The following is a 23083-nucleotide window of genomic DNA, read 5'->3' as shown; positions in this document are numbered from 1 at the left end:
GCACCACCTCGTTGAAACCGGAGTAACGCTTGACCCACGGGGAATTGCGCGGCTAAATGAACTTATGCCTTTCATTATTTATATTGATATCAGGCACAAGCAGAACATGAAAACGGTCAGGGAGAAAAGAGCATGATTATTTTTGTTACTGGTGCAACCGCTGGGTTTGGTGAGTCAATTACCCGTAAATTTATTAGTGCGGGCCATAAAGTGATCGCGACAGGCCGCCGTCAGGAACGTCTGGATGCACTGAAGTCGGAATTGGGCGATGCGTTGTATACGTTAAAATTAGACGTGCGCGATCGTCAGGCGATTGAACAGGCTGTTGCCTCTCTACCTGTTGAATGGCGAGCGATTGATGTGCTGGTGAACAATGCGGGTCTGGCGTTGGGTCTGGAACCTGCACATAAAGCCTCGGTAGACGATTGGGAAAATATGATCGATACCAATAACAAGGGGCTGGTGTTTATGACGCGTGCGCTGCTGCCTGATATGGTGGCGCGCAATATCGGTCACGTCATCAACATTGGCTCCACTGCGGGAAACTGGCCTTATGCTGGCGGTAACGTGTACGGTGCCAGCAAAGCGTTCGTTCAGCAGTTCAGCCTGGGATTACGGGCCGATCTGTCTGGCACCCGAATCCGCGTGACGAACATCGAACCCGGTCTGGTCGGTGGAACCGAGTTCTCGGCCGTGCGCTTCAAAGGTAACGATGAAAAAGTTAGTAAAACCTATGACAACACCACACCGCTGACGGCCGAAGATGTGTCTGAGGCGGTTTTCTGGGTTGCCACCCTGCCTGCGCACGTCAATATCAACACGCTGGAAATGATGCCGGTTAGCCAATCTTTCGCCGGTTTAAGCGTACATCGCGAAGGTTGATCGCCACCAATTGCAGGACAACTCAGGGCATGGACGCAAGTTTCATGCCCTTTTCTCTTCCCTTCTAGCACAATGCAGCGCGGTTATAGTGCCGTTGAAGCGAAGGATGTATACTTCTTGTTATAGGTAGCCTTTTGTTTTGCACGATGCGCGAAGGTTACAGGGAACGCCAGTCGCCCTTTGTTGTCTATCGCTTTGCCGTGTGTGCGTTATCGTTCTGCGGCATCGGCGTTGGTTTTTATCATTCGTTCAGTCAAGGTGAAACATGAACCACTACTCTTTTTCCTCTTTGATTCGGGCCTTTATCCCGCTTTCTCTGGTTATCGTTTCTGCAGCCTGGCAGCCTGCTGCACTGGCTGATACGCGTCATATCATTGTCGATTCTGGCGACAGCGCGTTGTCGAAAGAAGCGGCGCGTCAAAGTAAAGAGCAATGGGATTCAACCCGCTCCCTGCGTAATAAAGTGAACAATCGAGTTGAGAAAGAATTCGATAAAACTGAAAAAGCTATTGATGGACGTGAAAAATGTAACGCCAGCTATAACGTTAATGCTTACTGGGAAAACACGACCGATCGCTGCCTCGATCGTCGTACTGGCCGCCCGGTTGCCCCATGATCCTTTACCCACGCCTTCTGGCGTGGGTTTCCTCTTTTCTCTTCGTATTGCCACGCATTAATTCGCATCCTAGGATGACGTCACCGTTAAGTTCGACGATTATCGCTATATCGTAGCAACGCGCGTTTTTATCCAAAATGGAGTGCATCAGGATGAATATGGATTTAGCACGATTATTTTTACGCTCTTTTCACATCAAACGGTGGGGCGTGTTCATCATGTGTTTACTGATCAGTTCGTGCGCCAGCACGTACCCAGAGACGGATAACATCACGAATATTACCAACGATCGCGGAACGATTATTGCTGAGTCCAATACCTACATTTACACCTTCCCCGACGCAAAAGCGCAAAAAGAATATCAGGACTATTACGCGTTTTATCGTGATTACAAAGACATCATCCTTGGCGTGAGGGTCGATTTTTCTCTCCGTAACGGTCAAGTCTACGCAAGGTATAAAAACGTAATTGATACTCGCCGATTGACCAAAGAGCAGGAAGTTGATTTACGCGAACTCTTCTCCGCACACATTCCCACAACGATGGGAAAAGGCGAAGTTACGTTTAGCGCTAACGGCACATTCAGTAAGAAAGAAGGTTCACTGGTCAGCCCGACAGACAAGGGACGTTTACCGCAGCCTATTCCTGTAGTTATCAACAGCAGCGATAACTCCGGTAAAGAGGTGTTGCTTGCCCCCCTCATGATTCCAGCCGTTATCCTTTTCCCGCTGTTTATGATGTATGGCTGTGCTACGGGGCCCTGTGTTTAATCATCATTGATGGCCTGATTCCTTGGCATTTTCGCGTTATCTTCATCGTTTGATATACTCAAAGAGACTTTTTTCAGAGCAAAGGATCAAAAGATGAAAAAAACCGTCATTTTTGGTGCCGCGTTACTCTTGGTCGCTCCGTTGGTTGCACAAGCATCTTGCGAGAGCGTAAAAGCGGATATTGCCCAGAAAATCATCGCCAATGGCGTGCCTGAATCTGGTTTTACGCTGGATATTGTCCCGAACGATCAGGTGAATCAGGCCGGTGGTCAGGTGGTCGGTCACTGCGAAAGTGATTCGCACAAAATTGTTTACACCCGTCATGCCGAGGGTGACGTCAATACGGAAAGTATGCCTGCGCCAGCAGAAGGCCAGCCGACAACCACGCCATAACCCTTCCACTGGATAGTCAAAAGGCGCTTGCGCGCCTTTTCTTTTGTCGTTATTTTTTTCCGCTTTCGATATGTCCTGGCCGCTGATTCGCGGGGATCATTCTAGCGGAAAGCAGCGTAATAGCCGCGATGAGCGCGGAAACGATGAATACGCCATGGATTGACGAAGCGACCTGCGATGCCAGCGTATCGAGCTGGTTTACGCTCAGCAAAATGCGTTTGGCTGGGTCCATGAGCGTTTGAAGCGGATCGCTCACTTCCGGCAATCGCCAGTGCAGATTGATGTTCAACGTAGCGCCAAGAATTGCCGTCCCCAATGCCGATCCCAGCATGCGAGTAAACATGGCGGAGGCTGTCGCAATACCGCGAATAGAGTAGTCCACTGAGTTTTGTATCGAAACCAGAAAGGTAGTGCTGCTTAGCCCCATTCCCGAACCGATCAAAAATGCCGCGAGCCGTGCCCACATAAGATTGCTGTCTGGTTGAACGGTTAACAGCGTCAAGCTACCAATAAGCAGCACAATACCGCCGCACATCGCCGTAAATCGGTACGATGTCCACAGCATTAAGCGCCCGCTCAGCGTGCTGGCCAGCGGCCAGCCAATCGACATCATCGCCAATATGCTGCCTGCCTCTAGCGGGGTTCTGCCCATTACCCCTTGAATGAACGTCGGTAAAAAAGCGCTCACGCCCATCATAGCCGCGCCGACAACTAATCCCCCGAGGTTACCGGCGATAATGACCCGATTGCGCCACAACGCCAGTGGAAACAACGGCTCTGGCGTGCGTTTTTCCTGCCGAATCAGCAAGATGCTACCCACAACGGAGACTGCAAGCAGCGGGATAACCCAGTAACCGAACACCTCTGCCTGTAGCAACGCCATCAGCAGACTGGCGACGGACACGACTAGATAGAATGCGCCCATCCAGTCCAACTTATGTTGTCGCACGGCATTGATCGTCGGTAGATAACGAGCCAGCAAGAAGATCGAAAATAGCCCAATCGGCACATTCACCCAGAAAACCAGCGCCCAGTTGAAATGTTGCACGATAAATGCCCCCAGCAACGGACCGATAATAGCGGAAACGCCCCACACGCTGGATAGATAGCCCTGTATTTTCGGGCGTTCGGTTGAACTATAAACATCGGCAACAATGGTGAATGCGATCGGCGTAATCGCACCTGCACCTAGCCCTTGCAAGGTGCGGAAGACAATTAACCAGCCCATCTGCGTGGAGAACCCGCACAGTATCGATCCCAGCAGAAACACAATCATGCCGAAGAAGAAAACCTTTTTACGACCATACAGATCGGCCAACCGGCCATAAATCGGAATACTGATCGACTGTGTCAGCAAATAACCCGCAAAAACCCAACCTAATAGGGAAAACCCACCTAAATCAGCGATGATGGTGGGCAACGCCGTGGCGACAATGGTCACCTCAATCGCGGCCGTGAACATGGCCAGCATACAGGCAATTAAAATCCAATGGCGATGTGGGACAGGTGTTGGGTTCTGGTTATTCTCTGTTTTCATTATATTTTCAGGATAAGAAGAAAAACTGCCTGTGAGTATAACAGGTGGCATGGCGGAGAAAATTTATTCCCGCAGGATGCGGGAATAGAAAATGAGAGAAACTAATTGCTGACGGCAGAAAGATCGATATAAGACGAGAGATCCCGCTGCTCAGCGCGGGGTAAGTAAGGTAATTCGCCCAGTTGCGGTGCCGGAATTTTTTTGCGCAGAACATGAATAATCTCTGCATAATTCGCCAGGCCGGGGTTAATACGGTTAGCGACCCAGCCAACCAACGGTAAACCATCATTGATAATCGCCTGTGCCGTTAGCAGCGCATGGCTGATGCAGCCCAGCTTAATGCCGACAACCAGCACAACAGGCAGTTGTTCCTGTACCACCCATTCGGAATATGGCCGCAGATCGTTCATAACGGTTCGCCACCCACCGGTGCCTTCAACCACCACGATATCCGCGGTCTCGCTCATGTGGCGTAGACCTTGCGTCATCGTACAGTAATCAATCGCTTCATCACTGGCGCTGATTTCATCCTCTCGCAGTGCAATGGGGTTAACCATGTTATAGGGCAATTCCAGCGTAGAGGCCGCTTGTAGCAACAGTGCATCTTTATTACGCAAACCCGCTTCCGTCTCTTCGCACCCTTTTGCTATCGGTTTATAGCCCGCAACCGACTTACCTGCCAGCGCCAGTTTTTGCAGTAGCGCCTTGGATACCACCGTTTTGCCAACAGCGGTATCAGTACCAGTGACAAAAATACGTTTCAACATGGGATAACTCCAGACCACCTAAATACAACAAAACAAGCACAGCTAAATGCTTTCCAAGCGTGAAAGTCTAGGCTATGCCTCATTCTGGCGGTTTGCGTTAGCGCAATGTTTTGTTGCTCTACACCTTTATGGTTATCCCTGCAACAATTTAACTAACAGCGATCCATTGTAGAGCGCATCTTTCACCAGTGCGGCACCGGGCATCGTACCCTGATTGTAGAACTGGGTCGCCTCCACCTGGATGTTGTGGCTATAGGGCGGGAATGACTGTTGTTGAATACAGCCTAAAATAGCGGGATGCAAAATGCTGGCTGCTTTATTCAGGGGGGAACCAACCAGGATTTTATCGGGATTGAAGAGATTCACCATGATGGCGACAATGCGGCCCACATTATTACCCACATCGTTAATGATATCTTTGGCTAACTGATCGCCATTGAGCGCAGCATCACACAGATTCTCAACGCTGAGCGGTGAACCGTGCAGAAGCGAACTCATGGAGGTATTCATGCGTTGCTGCGCCAGTTCCAGCATGTTTTCCGTGCTGGCGACCGTTTCCAGACAACCGTGATTCCCGCAATAACAACGCTTGCCATAGGGATCGACCTGCGTGTGCCCTATTTCGACCAGATTTCTGCTTCCCGCATGCAGGATACGCCCACCGGTAATGATCCCTGCGCCGACGTTATGATCGATCACCACCTGAACGACGTTTTGGCAATCACGTGATGCGCCATATAGCGCTTCGGCCATTGTCCAGGCACAGATATCATGCTGCAAATACACCGGCAACCCCGTGCGCTGTTCCAGTGCCGGACCAATCGCCATTTCCTCAACGTCATAAAACGGCATCCGGTGAATAACGCCCTTGCTCGCATCAATCATGCCTGGTGCGGTAATCGCGATTGCGGTTAATCGCTCCAACCGTTTTTGGTGTCGAATAAAAAACTGATCGATTTCATTCAGAATGCGGTCAAGCAGTGGCTGCGCGATTTCTGCGGGAAGCGGAATCACCTCCTCCACAACCAGCTTACTGCTGAGATCGCGCAGTGCCAATAACAGGGTATTGTGGCTGATGCGTGCAGAAAGATAGTGCCAGGCTTGGGTATCCAAGATCAGGCCTATAGCGGGACGCCCTCTGCTACCGACATCCTGATATTCAGTTTCCTGTACCAGATGAGCTTCCAGCAGTTCACGGACGATTTTGGTAATACTGGCGGGCGCGAGCTGAGCGCGTTTGGACAGTTCGATACGTGATATCGGGCCGTACTTATCGATCAGCCGATAGACTGCACCGGCATTAATTTGTTTGATTTGATCGATGTGTCCTGGTTGACCGTCGGCAATCACAAACCTGGCTCCTACTCATTCGCATTATAACGGGCACTGCTATTGAAAAATTTATCTTTATTATCGCGGCATAACTATTTTTCACGCTGCAAAATAAAAAAACTGCGGGTATGGTGGGGCTTTTCACTAAACTCGTCAAATATTTGATTCGTTATGTGATTTAGCGCGCATATTTTAACTATTATCCGCCCAGCATTAGCGACATCAGCATGTTAGCCGCTGCACTTTGCGGATGATGTCGTGCCGTAACCAACCAAACTTCCGTCGTGGCATCGTCCTCTTCCAGCAGTAAATATTTCACCCCATCGACCCGAATACGCAAGAATGACGCAGGCAAAATGGACACACCCAACCCTGCTGATACCAATCCGACGATGGTCATCGCCTCACCAACTTCTTGCGTGATGTAGGGGCTGATGCCATAGCGTTTCAGCAACGTCAGTGTATCGTCATACAGTGCAGTTCCGACCGCGCGAGAGAAGAAAACGAACGGCTCATTCGCCAACTGTGTGATGTTAATTGCATGCCCTGCGGCCTGTTGCACTAACGGATGGGATTCCTGCACCACGGCGATTAACGGTTCACGCAACAGCAACTGATGATTCAACGTATCCGGCAGCGGGTTATTGCGCATGATGCCAATATCGAGCTTACCGTTCAGCAGCGGTTCAATTTGCTGTTTGGTGTTGAGCTCCATCATCTGAATATGCACTTCTGGGTATGTTTGGCGAAAACGCAGCAAGCTGCTGGAAATCTTTTTGATAAACGGCGCAGACGACGTAAAGCCGATCGTTAATTCGCCAATCTCGCCGCGTTGGATACGGGATGCCCGCTCCGCCGCCTGATCCACCTGGCTGATGATCGACCAGGCCTCTTTCAGGAACATCGTACCCGCCGGGGTGAGCTGAACATTCCGGTTGTTGCGCGCTAAAAGTTTCGCACCCACCTGCTCTTCCAGAATTTGAATCTGTTGGCTCAGCGGCGGCTGTGAAATGCGCAATCTTTCTGCGGCGCGCCCGAAATGCAGCTCTTCGGCGACGGCAATAAAGTAGCGAAGGTGACGTAGTTCGATATTCATACTTTAAACATATCAATCATGATTATTAATATATTATACAAAATAATATCACTCTTCTATGATCGCTTCATTGTTGTTTACGCCTGATTTACCTTTTCCGGTAAGGAATTATTGTGAGTAACCTGCCATCTTCGGCACCAAGCGATTGGCCTATTTCTGCGGCCGATGATGCGGATGATATCGTCCCGAAATCTTCTGGTAAAACCCCCTATATCACACGTGGTACACCACAATTTATGCGTGTCACGTTGGCGCTGTTTTCGGCTGGATTAGCAACGTTCGCCCTGCTGTATTGCGTACAACCGCTATTGCCGGTGTTATCTCAGGATTTTGGTATTTCGCCAGCAACCAGCAGTTTGTCACTTTCCGTCTCAACGGTGATGCTGGCTTTTGGGCTGCTGTTCACCGGGCCCCTCTCCGACACGATCGGTCGTAAGAATGTGATGGTGGTATCCTTGATGCTGGCTGCGCTCTGTACCGTGATTTGCGCATTTATGACCAGTTGGAACGGCGTATTGATCATGCGGGCAATGATCGGCCTGTCGCTAAGCGGCGTCGCGGCCGTCGCCATGAGTTACCTGAGTGAGGAAATTCACCCCAGTGTATTGGCATTTTCGATGGGGCTATATATCAGCGGCAATTCGATCGGCGGGATGAGCGGGCGTTTGGTCAGCGGCGTATTAACGGACTATTTCCCGTGGCGGGTTGCCATCGGTGCAATCGGTGTACTGGCGCTCATTGCAGCGATAACGTTCTGGCGAATTCTGCCGGAATCACGCCATTTCCGCCCCGGTTCACTGCGCCCGAAAACGTTGCTGCTAAATAGCAAACTACATTGGCGTGATGCGGGTTTGCCGCTGCTGTTCCTTGAGGGATTTTTGCTGATGGGTGCATTTGTTACCTTGTTTAACTACATTGGGTATCGCCTGCTGGCTCCACCGTATTTACTCAGTCAGGCGGTGGTTGGTTTACTTTCCGTGGTCTATCTCACCGGAAGTTACAGTTCACCAAAAGCTGGCGCGTTAACGCCCCGCTACGGACGCGGCCCGGTGCTAAGTATTGCAATCCTTCTGATGCTGATGGGATTAGGAATGACGGCGCTGAGTCCGCTATTCGCTATTTTTGGTGGGATGATGCTTTTTACTGCGGGCTTCTTCGCCGCCCACTCGGTTGCCAGCAGTTGGATTGGCCAACGGGCACGGCGCGCCAAGGGTCAGGCTTCATCCATGTATCTCTTTTCTTACTATCTGGGATCGAGTCTCGCTGGCACGCTGGGGGATTCTTCTGGTACTCATTCGGCTGGATGGGCATTACTGTGTTCCTCGCAACGCTCTTATTTTTCGCATTGGTAGTCAGCCTGATACTGAAACACCGCCTTTAAACCTCTTTATTATCGGAGTTTATCTGAATCAGGGTAAACTCCGCGTTGCCCTCCTTACCCTTTCGATTCTCCCACCAGCCTTGACTGAAAATAATCACAATTACCATTGCTGAAGTGTACGTTTATAAGTATAAAGTTAAGTATGTTGTAACTAAAATGAAGTTATAAATGAATCGCTACGCGCTAATCGAACGCATGAACCTCTGTTTTCAAACGTTAGAAACCAAGCTTGCCGTGATGCAGCAGCAATTCTCTGCGTATCGACTGCTGGCGGGCCGCGTCTACTCCCTTCCCAATGTGGAAAAAGGAACGGAGCATAATCCTATCGAACACATAGCCGTCACACAGGACGTTGGACTGAAGGCTAGAGATAAAGGGCTAGCGCATTTTCAGCGTCTGTTCATTCACCATTATCCGGAAACGCTCAGCAGCAAAAGTGCCATTCGTTTACCGGGAGCGCTCTGCTTTTCCGTCAACGCCGCACAATATCAGCAAGCACAGTCGCTCATCGCGGAAATTAATGCACTTAAAAAGGAGTTGGAACAGATTATTACCGTTGAATCAGGGCTAGAACCGGAACAGCGCTTTGAGTTCGTCCACACACATCTGAAAGGGCTGATCACGCTTAGCGCTTACCGCTCGTTGACGCTAATAACAAATCCGGCATCAGTCCGATTTGGCTGGGCAAATAAGCACATTATCAAGAATATGGCGCGAGGGGAGCTGCTGGAGAAATTGACCAAAAGCCTGAACGCAGCAAAAAATGCGACACCGTATACCAAAGCGCAATGGCTTGAGCATGTAGAACAGGAAATGGATGCCGTATTGCAATTGCCGGAAGATGCAGTCCTGAAGATAAAACGTCCGGTGAAAGTGCAGCCCATCGCACGCGTGTGGTATCCCGAGCAACAGAAACAGGTTCAGCATCCCTGCCCGTCTCCCCTGCTCGTGCTTTGTCAGCAGGAATCTGGAGGCGATGTGCCAGTTATCGGCGAATTGAATCCTTACGATGCCAACAACATCAAACACAAGCACAAACCGAAAGCGGCCGAACTTCGCCTGCTTATTCCACGTTTGCATCTGTATACCGATGCGCCTGAATGAAAAAGAAAAAGCCTGCGGATAGATATCGGCAGGCTACGTGATAACACGCTAACTACAGCGCCATTAGTTTTTCAGGCTACCGACCATCTCTTCCGGTCGGACCCACTCATCAAACTGAGCTTCTGTCAGATAGCTTAATTTGAGCGCAGCCGCCTTCAGCGTCAGGCCTTCTTTATGCGCTTTTTTAGCAATTTCGGCTGCTTTGTCATAGCCGATATGCGTGTTCAGCGCAGTCACCAGCATCAGCGATTCGTTCAGCAGTTGATTGATGCGATCGCGATTCGGTTCAATCCCTACCGCACAGTGCTCATCAAAGCTCTTCATGCCATCAGCCAACAGGCGAATCGATTGCAGGAAGTTATGAATCACCATTGGGCGGTACACGTTTAACTCAAAGTTACCGGAAGCCCCGCCAATATTCACGGCGACGTCATTACCCATCACCTGGCAACACAGCATTGTCAGCGCTTCACACTGAGTCGGATTGACCTTACCCGGCATGATGGAGCTGCCTGGTTCGTTTTCAGGAATACTCAGTTCACCGATGCCGCAGCGCGGACCAGAAGCCAGCCAGCGCACATCGTTGGCAATCTTCATTAGCGATGCCGCCAGCCCCTTTAAGGCACCATGTCCATGAACCAGTGCATCACAGGTCGCCAGCGCTTCGAATTTATTCGGCGAGGTTACGAATGGCTGACCGGTTAATTGCGCCAGTTCCTCTGCCACACGCACCGCATATTCAGGATGCGTGTTCAACCCCGTTCCAACAGCGGTACCGCCCAGTGCCAACTCGCAAATATGCGGCACGCTGTTTTCGATATGCTTCAGGTTATGCTGCAACATCGCTGCCCAGCCGGAGATTTCCTGCCCTAGCGTCAGCGGAGTGGCATCCTGTAAATGTGTACGACCGATTTTGACGATATCCTTAAATTGCTCAGCCTTTGATGCTAGCGTCGCGTGCAATGCCTTCAATTCAGGAATCAGATATTCGTTGATCGCAACCACGGCCGCCACATGCATCGCCGTCGGGAACACATCGTTAGAACTCTGACTTTTGTTGACATCATCATTTGGATGAACCAACCGATTATTGCCACGTTCTCCTCCCAGTAGCTCACTGGCACGGTTAGCCAACACCTCGTTCATATTCATATTACTTTGCGTGCCAGACCCCGTCTGCCAGATCGCTAACGGGAATTCTCCCGCATGTTTTCCTGCCAACACTTCGTCCGCTGCCTGAATAATCGCATTTCCGCGATCGGCTGGCAGAAGCGTGAGATCCATGTTGACGCGGGCCGCCGCACGCTTGGTTTGCGCCAGCGCATAAATCAGCGCGCGCGGCATTTTTTCTTCAGAAATACGGAAATGTTCCAGTGACCGTTGCGTTTGTGCTCCCCATAAACGTTCCGCAGGAACATCGATTGGCCCCATTGAGTCTTTTTCACTACGCGTCGTGCTCATTACCTTTCCTCCTTAAACACAGATTCAAATAGTAGAAGACATCGAATCACATCGCTGGGCCTATTCTGACAACACTGGCTGGCCTATAACACTTATTGTGTCTACTAACACGGTCTGGCATCACGCTACATAAAACATTACCATGAAGCAAAGAAGATGCAGTGTATTCATAATCATTCAAGTAGTTAGCAGCCAATATCACAAAAATTAACAATTAATGTAATAGCAGAGAGCCGACATGCAAAAAATGCGTAATTGCGTCCAGCACTATGCCTGGGGCAGCAAACATGCCTTAACTGAGCTATACGGCATTGATAATCCTAATAATTTACCGATGGCAGAACTATGGATGGGGGCGCATCCCAAAAGTAGCTCGGCGGTTATTGATGAAAAAGGCAATGCCCGAAACCTGCACGACGTCATTGCCGAAGACGCCATAACTCATCTTGGCGCAACGGTTACGCAACATTTTGGCGAATTACCTTTTTTGTTTAAAGTCTTATGCGCAGAACAGCCGCTTTCTATTCAGGTTCACCCGAATAAATCAGCGGCAGAACAAGGCTTTGCGAAAGAGAATGCAGCGGGTATCGCACTGGATGCGGCCGAAAGAAATTACAAAGATGCCAATCACAAACCGGAATTGGTTTATGCCTTAACCCCCTTTCAAGCCATGAACGGATTCCGAGAATTATCTGAAATTGTGCACCTACTGGAGCCAGTTGCCAGTGCGCACCCGTCAATCACTGCATTTTTACAACAGCCTGACGCGAAAAACCTCGCCATGCTGTTCACCAATCTACTGAGTATGGAAGGTGAGCAAAAATCACGCGCGCTCGGCGTATTGAAAGCCGCGCTAAACAGCCAAAATGGCGAACCCTGGTCCACCATCCGCGCGATTACCCACTATTATTCCGATGACAGTGGGTTGTTTTCCCCGCTGTTGCTGAATGTGATTACACTTCAACCCGGCGAAGCCATGTTCCTGTTTGCTCAAACGCCGCATGCCTATCTGAAAGGCGTGGCATTAGAAGTCATGGCTAACTCGGATAACGTGCTGCGTGCGGGGCTAACGCCGAAATACATTGATATTCCAGAGCTGCTGGAAAATGTGGTATTTGAAGCCAAGCCCGCAAATCAATTACTGACTACGCCGCACCGACAGGGTAATGAACTGAGTTTCCCTATTCCTGTTGATGATTTTGCTTTTTCGCTGCACGAACTGAACCCGGGTCCGCAAACGCTCAGCCAAAACAGTGCCGCGATTATATTTTGTGTTGACGGCCATGCCGTCCTGCAAAAAAACGAGCAGCGACTCTCGCTACGTCCAGGAGAATCCTGCTTTATTTCCGCTAGTGAGTCACCGATAACGGTTGAGGGACAAGGGCGTCTCGCTCGCGTATTTAACCGATAACGCATTCCGTACACTGTTGTTACACGTGTATAGCGTTGAAAATTACTCGTGTATCACATTAAAAACTATCAGCGTGTCGCGTTGAAAACGCGCATTTTTTTACCAAAGGATGAATAAAAATGAAGAAGTCATTAGTCGCCGTAGGCGTTATTGTTGCTCTGGGTGCCATCTGGACTGGCGCATCCTGGTACACCGGCAAGCAGTTGGCTCAGCAGATTGATGGTTTTACCGATACGTTGAATACGCAGATTAAGCAAGCCTACCCAAATGCAGGGTTGAAAGTCGTTTATCGCGACTATCAGGGCGGCGTATTCAGCAGCACGCTAGCCTATGTATTACAGAGCGATGGCACAGCAAAAGGCACTCAGTTCCTTGCGCCTGGTGAAGAGTTGGTCTTCAACGAAACCGTCTTTCATGGCCCGTTCCCGCTGGCACAGCTCAAGAAGTTCAACTTTGCACCAGCGATGGGTTCTGTCCATACCGAGTTGGCCAATACGCCCGCCGTCAAAGCCTGGTTTGAACTGACTAAAGATAAGCCATTCTTTACAGCCGAAACCCGCGTTGCTTACAGCGGTGATACACAGTCACTCATTACGCTGGTGCCGATCGACCATCAAACGCCAGAACAGAAATTTTCCTTCAGCGGTGCGGATATCTTACTCGATATCGGGCACGACCTGCGCAGCAGCAAGATAGATACCACTATCAGCAGCGTGAAGATGGAAAGGAAAAATGCCTGGGGCCAGACAGAAAATGTTGATGTCACCGATTTCTCCATCAAAGGGACCAATCAGAAAGGCAAATTCGACCTTGATTTAGGCGATGGTGCCCTATCCCTTAAATCCATGACGTTTACCGTAGAAGGTGGCGAGCCCGTTAAACTCAACGACTTCGCTCTGCAAAGCAGCGCGACGGAAGATGACAAGAATCTGACTGGAAAAATGGCCGTAACGCTGGGATCATTAATCATCGGCGACCGCAATCTGGGCTCGGGTAACGTGAACATGTCTATTTCACAGCTTGATGGCGAAGGCACGAAACAATTCCTTACCGCCTATCAGGCAAGAATACAGAAACTGTTGCAAGACCAGAGCACGATGGATCCCGATGCTTACCAGCGCGACGTTACCATGTCTATTCTGCAATATCTGCCACAGTTGCTGAAAGGCAATCCGAGCATTGAAATCTCTCCGATCAGTTGGAAAAACAGCAAGGGCGAAGGGACGTTCACGCTAGCGCTGGATTTAACCGATCCGTTGCAGAGCACAGATAAAACCATTGACGCGGCGGTATCGGATGAAGAAAAAATTATTCGTCAGTCGGTCAAAAAACTCGATGCGAAGTTGAATGTCCCGCTGGAGGTGCTGGCAGAGTTAATGATACAAGCAGGGCCGAAACCAACGAACGATAAAGAGCAAAAGCAGGCGACAGAAATGGCGCAGCAGCAAGCTAAGATGATGGCGGATATTGGCCAAATGAACCAGTTGAGCGTCACAAAGGACAATGCCATTACCAGCTCACTGCATTACGCTGACGGTCAAATTGATTTCAACGGTAATAAAATACCGCTAGCTGACTTCATCGCACCTTATTTCTCCGTTCCCACGGAAGAAGGTGAAGAATCTCAGCCTGGGGCACAAGAAGAACCCGTTACGCCACCGGTACAATAAGCCAGTACTCGGTAGTCTGACGCGCTAAAACACACGGTGGCCGCCCTTGCAGCCACCGTTTTTCTGTCCTACCTCTTCTGCTTGATATTGAGACAACATCATGCCCGCGTTGAAATCCTTCATGGAGGCCCATCAGGTCGCGATCTATTTTTTTGCCGTGATAGCGGCGGTGACAGCCGCCCTAGTGCTACCAGAAACGGAACAGTTGGATGTCGTGATTAATCCCGCGCTGGCGCTAATGCTGTTTGTCACGTTCCTGCAAGTTCCGCTGACCACGATCGGAAAAAGCCTCACCCAGGTGAGATTCATCGGCGCACTGATCGTTGCCAATTTCATCGTGATCCCTTTGCTGGTCGCGGTGATGTTACCCTTTCTCCCTGCTGAACCGCTGTTGAAACTGGGCATTCTATTGGTGTTACTCGCACCCTGTATTGACTACGTGGTGACATTCGCGCATCTGGGGCGCGCCGATGCCACCCGCCTGTTGGCCGCTACACCCATACTATTGATGCTGCAAATGCTGGCGTTGCCCTTCTACCTGACGCTATTTCTCGGCCATGATGCCGCAGGGCTTATCGTCTTCGCCCCCTTTATCGATGCATTTATCTGGCTGATTGTCGTGCCTTTAGCGCTAGCGGCCCTTCTGCAATGGCTCGCGCCACGTCAGCTTACGATAGCGACATTGACGGAGGTATTGGGCTACCTGCCTGTTCCGGCTACCGCATTGGTGCTGTTTATCGTGGTGGCGGCGGTCATTCCACCGTTACGCGCCACCTGGGCTTCGGTTTTACTCGTCGTGCCGTTTTATCTGCTTTTTGCACTGTTGGCACCGTTGCTCGGTTGGTTCACTGGACGCGTGTTCCGGTTGGATTCAGCCAGCGGGCGAGCGGTGGCGTTTAGCGCCAGTACGCGTAATTCGTTGGTTATTCTGCCGTTGGCGTTGGCAATACCGGGGGCGTTGCCGCTACTTCCGGCCGTGATTGTCAGCCAAACGTTGGTGGAGTTACTCAGCGAACTCATCTATATCCGGGCTATCCCTACGTTGAACGCCCCTATAACAGGACAAAAAAGACAATAACGAAGGGATATTGCGCAACGATCGTCCAAAATGCTTGAGTTTTAGCGGTAACAATTAGCTATTTACCACGATTTCTTTTTATACTTTGTCGCACGAAAAACAGTAATCAGATAATAACATTATGATTGATTCACTCCTGCCATTGACGGACATCCACCGCCATTTGGATGGCAATATCCGTGCCCAGAGTATCCTGGAACTCGGACGCCAGTTCAATATTGCGTTACCAGCCAACGATCTTGAGGCTCTTCGCCCTCATGTTCAGATCACTAAAAACGAGCCAGACTTATTGAGCTTTTTACAAAAGCTCGACTGGGGTGTGGCCGTGCTCGGTTCGCTAGACGCCTGTCGCCGTGTCGCTTACGAGAATGTTGAAGACGCCATGAAAGCCGGGCTGGACTACGCCGAGCTGCGCTTCTCTCCCTACTATATGGCGATGAATCATAAGCTGCCGATTGCCGGCGTTGTTGAAGCGGTGATCGACGGTATTACCGCAGGCAGTCGTGATTTCGATACCGACATTCGCCTGATTGGTATTATGAGCCGGACATTCGGCACCGAGGCCTGCCAGCAAGAACTGGATGCGTTGTTATCCCAACGCGATCGCATCGTGGCACTCGATCTGGCAGGTGATGAACTGGGGCACCCAGGTGCGCTGTTTACTTCTCACTTCCAACAAGCCCGCGATGCTGGCTGGCACATCACCGTTCACGCAGGGGAAGCCGCCGGGCCGGAAAGTATTTGGCAGGCGATTAATCATCTGGGCGCAGAGCGCATCGGGCATGGCGTTACTGCGATTATCGATCCTCATTTGATGACGCACATGGCAGAGAATGGAATTGGTATTGAATCCTGTCTGACCTCCAACATCCAAACCAGTACAGTAGAATCACTGGATAAACATCCGTTGATCCACTTCCTGCGTTACGGCATTCCAGCCACCATCAACACAGACGACCCTGCGGTTCAAGGCATTGAAATCCGCCATGAGTATGAAGTTGCAGCCCCTCTTGCTGGCCTGACGGCGGTTGAAACCCGTAAAGCGCAGGAAAATGGCCTGAACATTGCGTTTATCAGCGAGCAGGAAAAGCAGCAGTTGCGCGAAAAGGTTCTGCGCAAACGCGGTTCTGCCTGATAACAGTAACCTCATGTCATGCAGTCACTTCTGTCTACCGCATACAAAAAACGGCTAACTCTCGTTAGCCGTTTGGTTCGAATTTATTACAGTAGATGACTCAATCCTTCGGCGTTGCCGACGAATGGTGTGAGCTGATCAACCACTGTTTTCCGTCCCAGATGTAGGTGTAAGTAAAGCGCGCCTTGGCTTCACTTCCATCACCGAATGTGAAAGTGTAGGTTCCGGTGTCAACGGCGTCATTACAGCCAAGACGGATCGTGCGGGTGTCAATTTTCCCAACTGGCTTTTTCGCTAGAAAATGCTCGAAGTAATCAATACGCTCCGCGTCATTCGTGCGCGGTTTACCCGATAATGTCGGTAACAGCACAGCATCTGATGCATAATTTTTATCAACTTTCTTCGCATCACCGGTTTGCAACGAGGCATTCCAGCGGTCAAATAACGATGCAATCTGTTTTTGATCGGTTTTCACACAATCCACATGCTGAGCTGCCTGCACAGATGCAGAAGCCAACGTCCCTAGCATTGCTAAAGTTAACACCGTTTTTTTTAACATATTCCCTCGATCTCAAAGACTCATTATCATCAACTGTGCCCTGCTCTCGACAACGAATGTCGATGAGCCAGCATTGTTATAACGTACCAGATCGAGAAAGTGATACACTTTTGAAACTATCACTGTAATAGATTATTTAAACCATTTCTAAATAGTTACAGATGACGACATCCCAGGCCGTGCGAGAGGGCTAAAGCTCAATCATACGGAAACAGAAGGCCGAATGGCATACTCGCGCTCATTCGGCTAGCCAGGCGGACTTAAGCCACCTGGCTCAGGTTTTTCATTGCCCTCCGGGGCTTAGCTCAGTACGCCACAGAACTGGCCAATAGGCCTGATCCAGTCCCATACAAACGTTCATTTGGGCTGCACGCAGTAGCGTGAAACTATTGCCGTTATAGCGCCAGCGCAGCGAGGTGCCACAGCCTCCCATACCCATCGCAAGCGTATAGCTGCTCAGCTCACCAGTGGCAGGGTTAAATTCGACATAACCATGGGGCAGCATATACGGCAGACGTGGCACCTCGGCAATCTGCGCCGGACGCGCTTGTTCAGGGTGGTTCAAGGGGGTCTGATAAATACGGTAGGCACAGTTGTATGCCCCACAGCCCGTTTCGATGATTACCAGCGCTTGATCTTCGCTCAAAGCGAATGTTTCTGCTTTTGGCGGAATGCCTTCAACCAAATCCGTCTGCCAATCCTTACGAGTTGCAACAATCACCGCATCCGCTATCTCTTTTGCCCTTCCCTGGGTCAGGGCAGCGGGTGTATACCCATTCGGCAACGGCGGTACGGCAGGCGGTTGCGGCACACTGCTACCAGGCACTTGCCCCTTGGCGATCAATGCGTCCTGTGTGCCAACCCGCCCCTGAACCGAATCCATCAACAAAAGAGACGCGCTCATCCCGTTCAGCGAGGCGACGGAGGTACCGCCCTCGATGGGCAATATCAATTCATACCCGTTACGCAATTCTTCGATCAGGGACTTAGCGTCTGTTCCGGTCAGCGCGAAAACCTCGGGGACATCGCCTTCTTTCAGTTCGCCAGGCCCAAATCGATTTTTTATCGGTTTGCCATCGAGCGTTGGTTGGCCACGGGTGGCGTTGTAGCTAAACACGCCTATCCGCAAGGCGCCCTGCGGGCCGGCTTTACGCGTTACACGTAGGCTGAAAGTCAGGATACCGACGTCGTCGCGTACTGGGACGGCACCGATGGCAGTGCATTCTCGTGTGTTATCACAGCCAATAATCCAGTCCTTGATGTCAAGATCCAAGGGGACGTCTTCAGCGGCGTTGACGCTGCTAATGCCTACGGCCATAAGGAATATGAGGGTGTATCGAATCACAAACGGACTCCTGTAGGACCAGCAAAAGTCTTAGAACCGGTTCGGTTTGTCTGAACAGTTTCAGGCATGTTGTTAAGCAGATTTCTGCCTCGATTATGCTGCATCCCTCTTTGGTGTCAGCGCGTTGAAGTCAGCGTGATCCGGCGTCTGCCGGTCAAGGGATTGTCCGCACCGAGCGAAAACAGCGCTGAGTATCAGGCGTTATCCACGTGTAATTACTTCCACGGCTGATTTTTACGCCCCTCGCTTTATATCGCGAGGGATCGATAATATCTTACTGATGAGACGTATCTTGTTCTTTAGTTAGCCGTTTGGCATAACGCTGTGCCAGCGCGGCGCACACCATCAATTGAATTTGATGGAAGATCATTAACGGCAGCACCATCGCGCCAACAGCGGCCGCAGGAAACAGCACGTTTGCCATCGGAATCCCATTCGCCAGGCTCTTTTTCGACCCACAGAAGACAATGGTGATTTCATCCGCGGTATTAAAGCCCAACTTGCGCGCAGCCAGCGTATTCACCACCAGCACAATGGTTAACAGCACCATCGAACAACCAACCACAGCCAGCAGCGACCAGCCGTTGATCTGTCCCCAAATGCCCTCAACCACTGCCTCACTAAAGGCGACATACACCACCAAAAGAATCGATGACCGGTCAGTAATATTAATCAGTTTACGGTGGCGTTCGACCCACTTGGCAATCAATGGACGAGACAAATGCCCAATGACGAAAGGCACCATCAATTGCATGATGATGGAACCAATAGCATGCAGCGTATCCGTTTCGCCCCCCTGCGTTTGCATCAGTAAACCGACCAGAATCGGCGAGAGGAACACACCCAAAATGCTGGATGCAGACGCACTACAGATTGCCGCTGCCACATTACCACCAGCCATGGAGGTATATGCTATCGCCGACTGCACCGTCGCCGGTAGCGCGCACAGATAGAGGAAACCGAGGTATAAAGTTGGCGTCAGCACAATCGGTGACAGCAGACTCATGCCCATTCCCAGCAGCGGAAATAAAATAAACGTGCTGGCAAACACCACTAAATGCAAACGCCAGTGCCCCATTCCGGTAGTAATCGCTTCACGTGAGAGCTTCGCACCGTGCATAAAGAACAACAGAGCAATCGCCGCCGTTGTCAGGTACTCAAAGAAAACCTTCACGGTGCCTTCAGCAGGAAGAATCGACGCCGTCACCACGACCAAAATCAAAACCAATAAAAACTTATCAATGCGTAACCGTTGTAACCACCCCATGCCTGACACCTTTCCCCTAGCCTGTTATCAGCCCAATTAACACCCTAACAATACGGGCGATCCTAAGATCGCCCGTTTAAACAAACCGTTAACTATCTGGAATAAAACGCAGTAAATCTAGCTATTTTTCAGCGTAACAGCTTTTTTCTGCTCATAGGAGAGCAATCCCAGCTCGATCAGTTCCATCACCTGAATGGCCTGATGCACGCTGACAGGGTTTTCGCCTTTGCCCAGCAGCGCATCACGTATTGCCGCGTAGTACGCCGGATAGTTACCTGGGATCGTTGTAATAGTTTGCTCTGCCGTGATGCCATCGCGAGACAGCGTCAGCACGCCATCACGCTTATCCTGCCCCCAATCAGCTAGCGGCGGACGTTCACCTGCTTTCAGACGATCTTCCTGTGGGTCGAGATCATATTTTACAAAACTGCCGCGCGTGCCATGCACGGTATAACGTGCGGAGGCTGCCGCCGCCAGCATACTGGCATGCAACACCACCCGGCGCTGCGGATAAATCAGCGTCGCGTGGAAATAATCTATTGCCTTACTCCCAGGCCTCAACCGTGCCATATCTACCTGAATTGCCACCGGCAAGCCAAACAGATCCAGAGCTTGATCCAGCAAGTGCGGCCCAAGATCGTACCAAATCCCACTACCTTCACTGCCGTCTTCGCGCCAGCGTTGGCGAACCTCGGGGCGGAAACGATCGAAATGCGATTCCATATACACCACATTTCCCAGCGTTCCCGCTGACAGTAGCTGTTTCAACGTCAGAAAGTCGCTATCCCAACGGCGGTTATGGAAAACAGAAAGCATTTTTCCGACACGCTCGGCAATCGCGCCCAGCTCGTATGCGTGTGACAACGTCACGGTAAAAGGTTTATCGACGACGACATGCTTGCCTGCTTCCAGCGCCAGTTTCGCCAGCGGGAAGTGCGTGTCATTAGGGGTAGGGATAACAATGAGGTCAATATCGGGATCGTTAAACAACGCCTGCGGATCTTTCTCAACCCGTAAATTAGCCCAATCCGCATGCACTTTTTCAGCATTGCTGCTGGACACGGCCACCAGCTCCATCCCTGCCGTACCTGCAATTAACGGCGCGTGGAACGTCTTACTGGCATAACCGTAGCCCAGTAGCCCAACACGAACGGTCTCACTCATGACGATTCCCCTTAGCGTATTTTGACTTTGTGATTTCTCATTCAGTATATACCCGTCACCCGCTAGATTGCAGAGAGGGATCGCCGCCAGGGGAATCTAGCGCGTTTTTATGTTCGTTAACCGCTCACAGCATGAGGTATCTGCTCTCCCCACGCGACGGGCAGCGTTTTGGCTGCAGGATAATTAATTTCGCTGCTGCGGCGACGAAAATCGCTGGGGCTAACGCCGACCCGCTTGCGGAACACGCGTGAGAAATAGAGCTGATCGTCATACCCCACTACGCGACCAATATTGGCGATGGATTCCTGCGTCGTCTGCAATAACAGCTTGGCGCGGATCACGCGCTGATCTTCACGCCAGCGCAAAATGTTAATACCGACCTGTTCGCGGAACAAATGTGCCAGCCGTGACGGCGATAGGCAAACGTGCCGCGCCACTTCGTCAATACGCAGCTCTCCGGCCAGATTGCTGGTAATGAACTGGCAGGCTTCTATCACGCGCGGGTCCATGATCTTCTGTGGGCTCTGTGGATCTTCTTCCATCGCTCTGAGCAACAACCGTTCCAGCAGATTCATACCCAGTTCTTCTGAGAAGCGTCGCCCGGAACGCTGCGTCTGCTCGATATTGGCAAACAGCCTGTCGAATTCCAGCAGCAGTTGATTATTCGGCAAACTCATGCGCCCAATCCCGCTACTTTTGGTGTGCCACTCCAGCCAGTCTGCCCAATAGGCGCGGGGTCGGAAATAGACCCAGCGGTGATACCAGCAGTCGCTGCTCGGTGAACGCCCATAAAAATGCGTCGATTTCGGCGGAAACAACAGTAGATCGCCGGGATTACAGAAAAAAGTTTCATCACCATCAAAAATCTGACCCTGTCCTTTCATGGTGAGATTGATGATGTAGCCTTTCATGCCGTCAGGGCGATCGATAAAGAAATCGAGTGGCCCTTCTGCCAGAATCGGCGTCAGACCTGCAACGAGGTAAGCGTTGAACGAATATCCCGGCAACAGTGGATTAGGCTGAGACTCATGCGCCATACGGTGATACATCAGGCCTCCGGTATACGCTAGTAATGATAGGACGCGGCAGCGTGTGACTCGCCTGCCGCATGGGCATTTATACCGTTTTCTTCGCCAGTTGTTTGTAGCGGTCGAAGATAACCGCCGCCAGCAGAATCAGACCACGCACCACATACTGAGAGAACGGAGAGATGTTTAGCAGGTTCATCGCGTTCTCTACCGTACCTAGAATCAGCACGCCGGCCACCACATAAGAAATTTTACCGATCCCGCCTTTTAGCGATACGCCGCCCAGCACACAGGCGGAAATAACGATCAGTTCATAACCGATGGACGTCATCGGCTGGCCGCTGGTCATGCGCGAGGCCAGAATGATCCCTGCCGCGGCGGAGACCAGACCGGATAAGGCGAAAATGATGATCTTGGTACGTACAACCGGCACGCCGGCCAAACGCGCAGCCTCTTCATTACCCCCAATCGCCAGCGTATTGCGGCCAAACGTGGTTTTGTTCAGCAACAGGCCAAACAGGATCATACAGCCGATGGTGATCCAGATTGGCGCAGGCAAACCCAGCCAGTTGGCATAGCCCAGTTCAAAGAAGCGCTCATCTTCAATCCCTACCGCTTTACCATCGGAAATGATGTACGCCAGGCCACGCGCAATCTGCATCGTCGCCAATGTTGTAATCAGCGCGTTGATCTTCAAGCGGGCAATCACGAAACCGTTAAGCAAACCAAACGCCACACCCAGCAGCAGCCCGGCACCGACGCCGATCCACAGGCTTTCACTGATATTAATCACCACCGCCGTCGCAACCCCAGCGCAGGCGATAATCGAAGCTACCGACAGATCAAAATCACCAGAGGCCAGGCAGAACAGCATCCCGCAGGCCACCATGCCGGACATGGAGATCGCTAACCCCAACCCTTTCATGTTGATAAATGAGGCAAAGTTGGGGACAAAAATCGCACAGCCAAGAAACAGCACGGCAAAAACCACCAGCATGCCGTAGTTATCCCAAATGCGGGACATTCCCATGCCATTTTTCTTCTTTTCTGAGGTTGCAGACGTAACCGTTGACATTATTTTGCTCCT

General features: G+C 50.9%; 20 protein-coding genes and 1 pseudogene. 10 read left to right on the top strand and 11 right to left on the bottom strand.

From position 1 onward, the window contains the following. The first annotated feature begins 132 nt into the window (after positions 1-132). The 4 genes from ydfG (at position 133) to A7983_RS19100 (ending at position 2661) form a co-directional block, all read left to right on the top strand. On the top strand, positions 133-882 hold the full coding sequence (ydfG, locus tag A7983_RS19115) for a bifunctional NADP-dependent 3-hydroxy acid dehydrogenase/3-hydroxypropionate dehydrogenase YdfG (protein WP_005968588.1): 750 nt from the start codon (positions 133-135) through the stop codon (positions 880-882). Positions 883-1147: 265 nt separating this feature from the next. Continuing rightward, positions 1148-1498 carry a DUF1283 family protein gene (locus A7983_RS19110; RefSeq protein WP_005968590.1) on the top strand — a complete coding sequence of 117 codons (351 nt, stop codon included), beginning with the start codon at positions 1148-1150 and terminating at the stop codon, positions 1496-1498. A 152-nt stretch (positions 1499-1650) separates the two neighbouring features. Next, positions 1651-2268, top strand: coding sequence for a hypothetical protein (locus tag A7983_RS19105; protein ID WP_005968593.1), 618 nt, complete (start codon positions 1651-1653; stop codon positions 2266-2268). A gap of 93 nt (positions 2269-2361) precedes the next feature. Beyond that, positions 2362-2661 (top strand): DUF1161 domain-containing protein, encoded by a 300-nt coding sequence (locus A7983_RS19100; RefSeq protein WP_005968595.1) that lies wholly within the window; start codon positions 2362-2364, stop codon positions 2659-2661. 49 nt (positions 2662-2710) lie between these two features. Here A7983_RS19100 and A7983_RS19095 read toward each other — a convergent pair whose 3' ends face one another. From A7983_RS19095 to A7983_RS19080, 4 genes are all read right to left on the bottom strand, one after another. After that, positions 2711-4198, bottom strand: a complete 1488-nt coding sequence (locus tag A7983_RS19095; protein WP_005968597.1) for an MDR family MFS transporter — start codon at positions 4196-4198, stop codon at positions 2711-2713. 101 nt (positions 4199-4299) lie between these two features. Beyond that, positions 4300-4965 (bottom strand): dethiobiotin synthase, encoded by a 666-nt coding sequence (gene bioD / locus A7983_RS19090; protein WP_005968599.1) that lies wholly within the window; start codon positions 4963-4965, stop codon positions 4300-4302. 132 nt (positions 4966-5097) lie between these two features. Then, positions 5098-6315 (bottom strand): sugar metabolism global transcriptional regulator Mlc, encoded by a 1218-nt coding sequence (mlc, locus tag A7983_RS19085; RefSeq protein WP_005968601.1) that lies wholly within the window; start codon positions 6313-6315, stop codon positions 5098-5100. A gap of 181 nt (positions 6316-6496) precedes the next feature. Next, entirely contained in the window at positions 6497-7393 is an 897-nt protein-coding gene (locus A7983_RS19080; protein WP_005968603.1) for a LysR substrate-binding domain-containing protein, read from the bottom strand. Between the two features lie 152 nt (positions 7394-7545). On the opposite strand from A7983_RS19080, the pseudogene A7983_RS19075 reads away from it, so the two are divergent. Both A7983_RS19075 and tus read left to right on the top strand, forming a co-directional pair. Next, positions 7546-8774: pseudogene (locus A7983_RS19075) on the top strand (MFS transporter). Between the two features lie 168 nt (positions 8775-8942). After that, the gene (gene tus, locus A7983_RS19070) at positions 8943-9878 is read left to right on the top strand and encodes a DNA replication terminus site-binding protein (protein WP_005968607.1); all 936 of its coding nucleotides are present in this window, start codon (positions 8943-8945) and stop codon (positions 9876-9878) included. Between the two features lie 63 nt (positions 9879-9941). Here tus and fumC read toward each other — a convergent pair whose 3' ends face one another. Then, positions 9942-11339, bottom strand: coding sequence for a class II fumarate hydratase (fumC, locus tag A7983_RS19065; protein WP_005968609.1), 1398 nt, complete (start codon positions 11337-11339; stop codon positions 9942-9944). Positions 11340-11577: 238 nt separating this feature from the next. On the opposite strand from fumC, the gene manA reads away from it, so the two are divergent. The 4 genes from manA to add all read left to right on the top strand — a co-directional run bounded on the left by manA (position 11578) and on the right by add (position 16633). Then, a complete protein-coding gene (gene manA / locus A7983_RS19060; protein WP_005968610.1) occupies positions 11578-12750 on the top strand; it encodes a mannose-6-phosphate isomerase in 1173 nt (390 codons plus the stop codon). Positions 12751-12869: 119 nt separating this feature from the next. Continuing rightward, on the top strand, positions 12870-14420 hold the full coding sequence (locus tag A7983_RS19055) for a YdgA family protein (RefSeq protein WP_005968612.1): 1551 nt from the start codon (positions 12870-12872) through the stop codon (positions 14418-14420). A 100-nt stretch (positions 14421-14520) separates the two neighbouring features. After that, positions 14521-15498: an arsenic resistance protein gene (locus A7983_RS19050; protein WP_005968614.1), complete on the top strand. Its 978-nt coding sequence runs from the start codon at positions 14521-14523 to the stop codon at positions 15496-15498. Between the two features lie 121 nt (positions 15499-15619). Continuing rightward, positions 15620-16633: an adenosine deaminase gene (add, locus tag A7983_RS19045; protein ID WP_005968615.1), complete on the top strand. Its 1014-nt coding sequence runs from the start codon at positions 15620-15622 to the stop codon at positions 16631-16633. A gap of 100 nt (positions 16634-16733) precedes the next feature. Here add and A7983_RS19040 read toward each other — a convergent pair whose 3' ends face one another. The 6 genes from A7983_RS19040 to araH form a co-directional block, all read right to left on the bottom strand. Beyond that, entirely contained in the window at positions 16734-17192 is a 459-nt protein-coding gene (locus tag A7983_RS19040; RefSeq protein ID WP_005968617.1) for an SgcJ/EcaC family oxidoreductase, read from the bottom strand. A 283-nt stretch (positions 17193-17475) separates the two neighbouring features. Beyond that, positions 17476-18537 (bottom strand): DUF1176 domain-containing protein, encoded by a 1062-nt coding sequence (locus tag A7983_RS19035; RefSeq protein ID WP_005968619.1) that lies wholly within the window; start codon positions 18535-18537, stop codon positions 17476-17478. Positions 18538-18811: 274 nt separating this feature from the next. Continuing rightward, entirely contained in the window at positions 18812-19804 is a 993-nt protein-coding gene (locus A7983_RS19030; protein ID WP_005968621.1) for a bile acid:sodium symporter family protein, read from the bottom strand. 117 nt (positions 19805-19921) lie between these two features. After that, a complete protein-coding gene (locus A7983_RS19025) occupies positions 19922-20968 on the bottom strand; it encodes an oxidoreductase (RefSeq protein ID WP_005968623.1) in 1047 nt (348 codons plus the stop codon). A 116-nt stretch (positions 20969-21084) separates the two neighbouring features. Continuing rightward, positions 21085-22017, bottom strand: coding sequence for an arabinose operon transcriptional regulator AraC (gene araC, locus A7983_RS19020; protein WP_005968625.1), 933 nt, complete (start codon positions 22015-22017; stop codon positions 21085-21087). 67 nt (positions 22018-22084) lie between these two features. Next, positions 22085-23071, bottom strand: a complete 987-nt coding sequence (gene araH / locus A7983_RS19015; protein ID WP_005968627.1) for an L-arabinose ABC transporter permease AraH — start codon at positions 23069-23071, stop codon at positions 22085-22087. Positions 23072-23083: the final 12 nt, after the last annotated feature.

The organism is Pectobacterium wasabiae CFBP 3304 (assembly GCF_001742185.1).
GTDB classification, from domain to species: domain Bacteria; phylum Pseudomonadota; class Gammaproteobacteria; order Enterobacterales; family Enterobacteriaceae; genus Pectobacterium; species Pectobacterium wasabiae.
Note: the sequence above shows the minus strand (reverse complement) of the source record. Positions and strands in the feature narration are given on the sequence as shown.

What these genes read in the sequence shown, in the direction of transcription:
- ydfG (WP_005968588.1), top strand. Translation starts at nt 133, where the DNA reads ATGATTATTTTTGTTACTGGTGCAACCGCTGGGTTTGGTGAGTCAATT.
- A7983_RS19110 (WP_005968590.1), top strand. Translation starts at nt 1,148, where the DNA reads ATGAACCACTACTCTTTTTCCTCTTTGATTCGGGCCTTTATCCCGCTT.
- A7983_RS19105 (WP_005968593.1), top strand. Translation starts at nt 1,651, where the DNA reads ATGAATATGGATTTAGCACGATTATTTTTACGCTCTTTTCACATCAAA.
- A7983_RS19100 (WP_005968595.1), top strand. Translation starts at nt 2,362, where the DNA reads ATGAAAAAAACCGTCATTTTTGGTGCCGCGTTACTCTTGGTCGCTCCG.
- A7983_RS19095 (WP_005968597.1), bottom strand. Translation starts at nt 4,198, where the DNA reads ATGAAAACAGAGAATAACCAGAACCCAACACCTGTCCCACATCGCCAT.
- bioD (WP_005968599.1), bottom strand. Translation starts at nt 4,965, where the DNA reads ATGTTGAAACGTATTTTTGTCACTGGTACTGATACCGCTGTTGGCAAA.
- A7983_RS19080 (WP_005968603.1), bottom strand. Translation starts at nt 7,393, where the DNA reads ATGAATATCGAACTACGTCACCTTCGCTACTTTATTGCCGTCGCCGAA.
- tus (WP_005968607.1), top strand. Translation starts at nt 8,943, where the DNA reads ATGAATCGCTACGCGCTAATCGAACGCATGAACCTCTGTTTTCAAACG.
- fumC (WP_005968609.1), bottom strand. Translation starts at nt 11,339, where the DNA reads ATGAGCACGACGCGTAGTGAAAAAGACTCAATGGGGCCAATCGATGTT.
- manA (WP_005968610.1), top strand. Translation starts at nt 11,578, where the DNA reads ATGCAAAAAATGCGTAATTGCGTCCAGCACTATGCCTGGGGCAGCAAA.
- A7983_RS19055 (WP_005968612.1), top strand. Translation starts at nt 12,870, where the DNA reads ATGAAGAAGTCATTAGTCGCCGTAGGCGTTATTGTTGCTCTGGGTGCC.
- A7983_RS19050 (WP_005968614.1), top strand. Translation starts at nt 14,521, where the DNA reads ATGCCCGCGTTGAAATCCTTCATGGAGGCCCATCAGGTCGCGATCTAT.
- add (WP_005968615.1), top strand. Translation starts at nt 15,620, where the DNA reads ATGATTGATTCACTCCTGCCATTGACGGACATCCACCGCCATTTGGAT.
- A7983_RS19040 (WP_005968617.1), bottom strand. Translation starts at nt 17,192, where the DNA reads ATGTTAAAAAAAACGGTGTTAACTTTAGCAATGCTAGGGACGTTGGCT.
- A7983_RS19030 (WP_005968621.1), bottom strand. Translation starts at nt 19,804, where the DNA reads ATGGGGTGGTTACAACGGTTACGCATTGATAAGTTTTTATTGGTTTTG.
- A7983_RS19025 (WP_005968623.1), bottom strand. Translation starts at nt 20,968, where the DNA reads ATGAGTGAGACCGTTCGTGTTGGGCTACTGGGCTACGGTTATGCCAGT.
- araC (WP_005968625.1), bottom strand. Translation starts at nt 22,017, where the DNA reads ATGTATCACCGTATGGCGCATGAGTCTCAGCCTAATCCACTGTTGCCG.
- araH (WP_005968627.1), bottom strand. Translation starts at nt 23,071, where the DNA reads ATGTCAACGGTTACGTCTGCAACCTCAGAAAAGAAGAAAAATGGCATG.